This window comes from Sulfolobus sp. B1, assembly GCF_007050195.1.
Classification (GTDB): domain Archaea; phylum Thermoproteota; class Thermoprotei_A; order Sulfolobales; family Sulfolobaceae; genus Saccharolobus.
The window spans coordinates 1-6,948 of sequence record NZ_QIMI01000091.1; the positions used below are offsets into that span (position 1 = coordinate 1).

Below are 6,948 nucleotides of genomic sequence, written 5' to 3' on the forward strand. Positions count from 1 at the left end.
TTGCAAAGTGGCAACTACCAGATGAGATAATATTCGAAAAAGAAATACCAAAAACGTCAACTGGTAAATTTGATAAGAAAGTGATGAGGGAAAAATACAATAACATCTATACTTCATCAAGTTCATCTTAGAATTTTTTATAATAAAAAATTATACCTTTTTTAACTCATAAACTAGATAGCCCTCTGGCTCTCTCTTAGCGATATTCACTCTCACTTTCATCCCTACTTGAATATTCTTAGGATCCTCATTAACCCAAGCTAGCACGTTTATGCCCTCTTTTAATCTAGCTATACCTACCACGTAATCTTGATAATGCATGAAGCTGACAGGTTTCACTGTAATTATCGTATAAGTAAGAAGTTCCCCTTCTCCGGAAAGTTCAACAGTATCTAATCCAGACAATTTACATTTAGTGCAATCATCTTGAGGAGGGAAGTATATTGTTCCGCACTTAGGGCATTTAGTTCCTATTATTTTTCCTTTAGATAAATATTCGAAGAATTTGTATATTTTTCCTATAGGAATTACAAATCTCTGAGTTAATTCCCTAACATCAATCCAAAGTGGGTTATTCGTTTTTAAATCTCTTATTATAGGCATTCCACTGGACTTTATTAAAGCATCTATTTGCTCCGCTACCTTTCTATCTATCTCACTATATATCTTTTCCTTTACCTCAGTTACTCCCATGTTAACCACTTGAAGGCTTTCTAGTTGAGTATATTGTTACGTATGCGTAATGTCCTGTTCCTCCTACGTTGTGTGTTATTCCCATTCCGTTCTTTACTTCTACTTGTGTTCCTTTATGAGCCCTATATAGTAGTTGTCTTGTTATTGATACTGCCATGCTTACACCAGTAGCCCCTATTGGATGTCCTTTAGCCTTTAACCCACCGTCAACGTTTACTGGTATTTTACCTCCAATGTATGTCTGTTCCTCCCTTGCTAGTATATGCCCTTCCCCTCTCTTTGCGAATCCTAAGTCTTCATAAGCCATTATTTCAGCAATTGTGAAACAATCGTGAACGTCAGCCACATCGAAATACTTCCAAGCATTATCAAATTCAACATTAGCCCTCTTATAAGCTTCTTCTGTGGCAATCCTAGCTACGTCAATATTTAAGAACTCATCTCTTTTTGATAGGTTTATTGTTCCGGAGGCAAATCCTTGCGAGACTATCCAAACTGGTGAGTCCGTTAACTTCTTAGCTACTTCCTCTGAGGCTAATATCATAGCAGCAGCTCCGTCGGTAATAGGGCAAGCATCATAAACTTTTAACGGATAAGCTACAACTCTGGATTTTAGATAATCTTCCATTTTTATTTGCTTTTGGAAGGTAGCGTAAGGATTGAAACTGCCATAATAGTGATTCTTAATTGCAATCTTACCTAAATCTTCCTCTTTCATTCCATACTTAGCCATTCTTCTCGTTGCATATAGGGCGTAATAACCTGGAAAAGTTAAGCCAAAGTTCTCAAATTCCCAGAAGTAATTCCCTGCTCTTCCCATCATTTCTACGGCTACTTGATGTGGAGATTGGTTCATTTGTTCAACTCCTACAACTAGAGCGACCTTAGATTCTCCGGACTTAATAGCTTGATAAGCTATTCTCATGGCTGCACTGCCAGTTGCACAAGCAGCCTCGACTCTCATAGTACCTTTAGGTGTCAAATTACAATACTCACCAATTGCGATAGCTGATAATGGTTCAGAACTCCATCCACCAGCATTTCCTACTACGAACATGTCAATGTCCTTTTGTTCAATATTAGCCTCTTCTAATGCTTGTTTGACCGCTTCCCATGCAAGTTCTTGTAGATTTACGTCATTTCTAAGTCCAAATTTGGTATGTCCAGTTCCAACTATAGCTACATTTGTCATAGTTATATACTCTTCTCAGAAGTTAATTAATTTTTTGTAGTAGTGATTTATGAGAAAATTTTATTATTTTATAAAATTGTTATATATTTATGCCCATATCAAAAGTAGGTGTAGTAGGAGCTGGAACTATGGGTCATGGGATTGCTGAAGTCGCTGCAATTGCTGGGTATCAAGTGACTTTATCTGATGTGTCAGATAGTATCTTACAAAACGCTGTTCAAAAGATAAAGTGGTCATTGGAAAAGTTGAAGGAAAGGGGACAGTTAAAGGAGGAAGTGGATAAGGTAATGTCACGTATAAAAACTACAACTAATCTTAAAGAATTCGCTGACGTAGATTATGTCATAGAAGCTGTCGTCGAAAATTCAGAAGTTAAGCGAAAGATTTTTTCAGACTTAGATAACATAGTTAAGAATGAGACAATATTTGCAACTAATACTTCTTCAATTCCAATTAGTTACCTAGCTGAAGCAACGAAGAGAGAAGATAGGTTTATTGGATTACACTTCATGAATCCTCCAGTGTTAATGCCATTGGTGGAAATTATCATGGGTAATAAGACTAGTGAGGATACTTTAAAGAAAACGGTAGATTTTGCAAAAAGTATAAATAAGGATTACGTTATTGTAAGAAAAGATATTCCAGGTTTCCTGGTAAATAGGATAAATGGGAGAACTTTCCCCGAAGCAGTCTTGCTATACGATGAGGGATATCCTAAAGAAGACATTGACGCTATGACGAGATTTAGATTGGGAATGCCAATGGGATTTTTAGAGTTAATGGACTTCACTGGGATTGATGTATCTTATAACGTAGCATTAGAAGCAATTAAGAGAGGTGAAACGGAACCTCCACACTTTAAGGTTCTGAAGAAATTAGTCGAGGAAGGAAGGTTAGGGATGAAAGTTGGCAAGGGATTTTATGATTATTCTGGTAAGGTATATGAGAGACCTAAAATCGTTCCTACAGATAACATGTATTATATTAACCCCTTAAGGATAATAGCTCCAGCGGTAAATGAGGGAGCTTGGCTTTTGAGGAATCAAGTGTCTTCAATAGAGGATATAGATAAGGGAATGGTTAAGGGAATGGGATGGCCACAAGGACCTCTGACATTTGCAGATAAGTATGGAGTTGATAACGTGGTTAACTTTCTTAAAATAAGGTATGAGACAACTAAGAACGAGAATTACAAGCCTGATCCCCTATTAGTTGAGATGGTTGAAAAGGGAAAATTAGGTGTGAAGAGTGGTGAAGGGTTTTATAAGTGGAAGTATGAGAGAGTAAATTTTGGCCCTGTCAAGTATGAGAAGTTACATGACTACGCTAAAATAACGATGTCAAGACCAGATAAATTGAATGCGTTAAACGAAGCGATGTGGAATGGGTTAACTCAAGCCTTCAGTAAAGCTAAAGAAGACCCAGAAATAAGGGCGGTAGTGATTACAGGAGAAGGTAGGGCATTCTGTGCTGGAGATGACATAGAGATGATGCATTATTGGAAGGAAATGGCTGGGGTTTTAGAGTGGGATGAGAAGATCTCCTCTCCGCTAATTAATCTCTTGATGAATTATAATAAGCCTATAGTCTCTGCCGTCAATGGACTAGCATTTGGAGGTGGAATGGAACTAAACATATTATTCGATATTATAATAGCCAGCGAGGACGCAATTTTCTCCATTCCAGAGGGTTTAATAGGTGCTTTACCACCATTAGCTTCCTCTGTGGGAGTTGGATTCGTTAGTAGGAAAATTGCTAGATATGCGTTAACTGGTGATTGGATGAGTGCTAAACAAGCTAAGGAATTGGGTTTAGTGGATATTGTAGTCCCGTCAGATCAATTGGAAATTACTACTGTAGAAATTGTGGAGAAGATAAAGAGAATTGCACCTTTATCTACTATGGCAATAAAGAGGGCTATTAATTCCATTAGAAATTCCTTCCTAACACAACTACGTTCTGCCTCTCAAGACCTCTTCATTCTATCGGCAACTGAGGATTTCAAAGAGGGAATGAAAGCGTTTATAGAGAAGAGACAGCCTAGATATAAGGGAAGATAAGAATTTTTATATATTATTATTTTTTATGATAAAAAACTTTATATATAATACGTAAATTAAGAATATCTATGAGCATATGGTCTAAATTTTATCCAAAGGATTTAGACTTAAAGATTCCAGAAGAACCAGCGTATTACTTTTTAGAAAAAGCGTCAAAAGAGAAGGGAGATTCTACATTTCTGGTCTACGAAAATAAGGAGTACACTTATAATAACCTTTACTCTCTATCAAGAAGATTTTCTAATTATTTACAACAAGAAGGACTGAAAAAAGGAGATGCAATAGCATTAATTATGTACAATAGTCCTTTAGTTATACCAATAATTTTTGGCTCGTTTATCATAGGGGTTAGGGTAGCTTTAATAGATCCTTTAACATCTGGAAAGGATCTAGAATATCAGCTCTCTTTGACTAACCCTAAAATTATTGTCACAGAAGATGAAATTTTAAAGAGAGAAAGAGAAATATTATCTTCTCGCTATAAAGTCCTTTCTCTAAACTCTGAAAGCGATCTGAGTAGGTTGTCTGCATCTGAGGAAGTGACTTATGCTAAAGTAAATCCAAGAGAAGATATAGCTGTATCGATGCATTACGCAGGAATTATAGGAAGAACGTATGAAGTTTACCATACGCACTTCGGTCTGATTGCCTCAAATTATGTAAGTACATCTGTCAGATCTAAGGAGATAGGCGAGGGAAATACTATACTCATTTCCCTTCCAATAGCTCATATATTTGGGTTAAATGCACTTTTAGGCAGTATGATAGAGAAGGGAAAGGTGGTATTACTTAGGAGGTATGATAAAGACAGAGTGTTAGAGTCATTAGACAAATATAAGGTTAATATTTGGCCTGCCCCTCCTTTAGTGTTTAAAGAAGTCTATGATAATTTGAAAAAGGAGAAATTTAGCTTAAAGCTATGTATTACCGGAGCGGCTCCAGTTCCTCCGGAATTGCAAAAGATATATTTTGAGGAATTAGGCTTACCTCTTGTTCAAGTATATGGTTTAACTGAGGGATTAGCTGTGACATACCAACCCTCTAACCTTAAGGTATATGGGAGCGTAGGCATTCCATTGCCAACTGTAGAGATAAAACTAGTCGATAAGGAAACGGGTACCAGAGAAGTTCCAATAGGTCAAGAAGGAGAGTTAATAGTTAAGTCTCCTTGGAATATGAAGGGTTATGGAAGTAATGGGGTAATAGATTTAAATGAGACCAATAAGGCTATTAGAAACGGATGGCTTTATACGGGGGATATATTCGTAATGGATCATAATGGTTTACTTTACTTTAAGGGGCTTAAGAAGAGGTTTTTAAAGTATAAAGCTTATCCAATATTACCTAGGGATTTGGAAATAATTTTAGAAAGTCATCCCGCCGTAAAAAAGGCTTACGTTGATGGGGAGTTGGATCCAGAAGTAGGTCATAGGGTTTTCGCTAAAGTAGTATTAAAGGATGAGTATAAGGGTAAGGTAAGTGAGGAAGAATTATTAAATTATGTCAATGAAAAAGTAGCATTTTACAAAAAAATCAGAAAGATTATATTTGTGGATAGTTTATAAAACGAAAAAGAAAAATCTCACTTTTTTAGGTAGTGAGGAGCTAGAGTCTCTTTTTTGCGTCCTCAATAGCCCTAGATATTGATTCAAGTATATCCTCAGCTTTGACTGAAGGCATTTCGAAATTCTTCCTAGAGAAGATCTCGTTAATGGTAGCTAATATTTTCTCTTTATCCTCTATTGACATACCCCTTAATTTTTGTTCTAGTTCAAATAAGTATTCACCTGGAGAGCAATAGAAATCACCACTTATCATAACGTCTTTAATCTCTTTCCCGTCAGTAAGTAAATGAGTTACAATTAACTTCCTAGCCTTATATCTCGAAAATCCTAAGGAATAGCCCTTAGGTATGTTTGAAAATCTCTTTGCACTCGATCTCAGATATAGATTTTGATCTGATTTGGCTATATCCTTGTATTTCTTCCATATATCTTTAGCTTGGTCAGAGAATTCATGTGAATCTAATTTTATTTTAAGCGTCTCTTCCAGACTACTCTTAAATGCATCATATACTTCCTCATCACTGGGTTTCCTCCCAGTCTCCTCCTCTACAGACGTAACGTACTCTTGAACGCTTTTAGCGGTCTTATCCATGAATTTTTCAGGGGGAATCTTTATTACGCTAGCCATCTCCTCAAAGTTCAGTTTTCCAACTCCAATTACCATATTAAGGATTAATATTTCTTCAACTGTAGCAAAACCAAAACCCGTGATTTTCTTATGGGCTCTAGGAGATCCTACTCTTACATCCCCTATATGATCGTACCAAGCACCTTTAACCCCTAACTTATAATAAGCGTGGACTGTTGCAGAACCGATTTGACAGAATGCCTTATCCATGCTTGTGAAAAAGTCTTTAGGAAAAGTCATAAAAAGCGCCATACTTGAGCCCTTTGACGAATATATAGTTCCACCTCCAACGCCAAGCCTCCTTATAACCTCTACATCTCTTTTTCTTGCCTCCTCAAGATTAACTTCCGTATCAACATCTTGGAAATACCCTAAACTTATTCCACTCTTACCTGCACTTGTTACTACTAATATTGGCACGTTAAGTCTCTTAGTCTCATAGATAATTGCAGCAGGAATTGCTACAGTATCAGCTAAATCACTACCTTTTATGAATAGACTTTTCCCTGTTAATGAAGACATATTAAACTATATAAGTACATTTAAGTTTAATAACTTTTTTGTGATATTGATGAAATACGCTTAAGCATTTTTTATGGAATAATTTAAGGAAATTTCACGTGAAGTTAGGAGAAATCACCCTTAAATGTTAATAAAAAACTAGAGACCGAAGTCTTTTAAAAAATTAAGTTTACTTCATGTATATATCCTTATACTTATTCTTTAACTCATCTTTTCTGAACTTGCCTACACTTGTTTTTGGTATTTCTTTTTCGAATATTATCTCATCTGGTAGTTGCCACTTTGCAA

The 6,948-nt window shown here is 36.2% G+C and carries 5 protein-coding genes; 2 read left to right on the forward strand and 3 right to left on the reverse strand.

Annotated elements, in window-relative coordinates; genetic code table 11:
* Positions 1 to 150: 150 nt before the first annotated feature.
* Positions 151 to 693 (reverse strand): Zn-ribbon domain-containing OB-fold protein, encoded by a 543-nt coding sequence (locus DMP16_RS06885; RefSeq protein WP_069284369.1) that lies wholly within the window; start codon positions 691 to 693, stop codon positions 151 to 153.
* 1 nt (position 694) lies between these two features.
* Entirely contained in the window at positions 695 to 1,885 is a 1,191-nt protein-coding gene (locus tag DMP16_RS06890) for a thiolase domain-containing protein (RefSeq protein ID WP_069284368.1), read from the reverse strand.
* Between the two features lie 89 nt (positions 1,886 to 1,974).
* Between DMP16_RS06890 and DMP16_RS06895 the strand changes: the two genes are divergently transcribed.
* Together DMP16_RS06895 and DMP16_RS06900 are read left to right on the forward strand one after the other, a co-directional pair.
* Entirely contained in the window at positions 1,975 to 3,945 is a 1,971-nt protein-coding gene (locus tag DMP16_RS06895) for a 3-hydroxyacyl-CoA dehydrogenase/enoyl-CoA hydratase family protein (RefSeq protein WP_069284367.1), read from the forward strand.
* 68 nt (positions 3,946 to 4,013) lie between these two features.
* Entirely contained in the window at positions 4,014 to 5,510 is a 1,497-nt protein-coding gene (locus tag DMP16_RS06900) for a class I adenylate-forming enzyme family protein (protein ID WP_069284366.1), read from the forward strand.
* Positions 5,511 to 5,550: 40 nt separating this feature from the next.
* On the opposite strand, the gene DMP16_RS06905 is transcribed toward DMP16_RS06900, so the two are convergent.
* A complete protein-coding gene (locus DMP16_RS06905; RefSeq protein ID WP_069284365.1) occupies positions 5,551 to 6,660 on the reverse strand; it encodes a lipoate--protein ligase family protein in 1,110 nt (369 codons plus the stop codon).
* Positions 6,661 to 6,948 lie beyond the last annotated feature (288 nt).